We start from the raw sequence: 336 nt of genomic DNA on the forward strand, positions 1-336 counted from the left end.
CGTTTACTTTAAATTATACGGACGGTACCAGCTTTACGACTTCGGATTTAACAGGTCCTCAAGGTGCTCAAGGCCCAGCAGGTAATGATGGTGCGGACGGTGCAGTAGGTCCACAGGGTCCAGCGGGTCCACAAGGCCCAGCAGGTAATGATGGCGCTGATGGTGCAGTAGGTCCACAGGGTCCAGCCGGACCACAAGGCCCAGCAGGTAATGATGGCGCAGATGGTGCAGACGGAAACGGTATCGCTTCGACAGTAGATAATAATGACGGTACGTTTACTTTAAATTATACGGACGGTACCAGCTTTACGACTTCGGATTTAACAGGTCCTCAAG

General features: G+C 51.8%; 1 pseudogene. It reads left to right on the forward strand.

What is annotated here, in order from left to right:
* A pseudogene (locus ACXAGS_RS15740) lies at positions 1–336 on the forward strand (hypothetical protein); the annotation flags it as partial.

The organism is Croceivirga sp. ABH4_376, assembly GCF_056160685.1.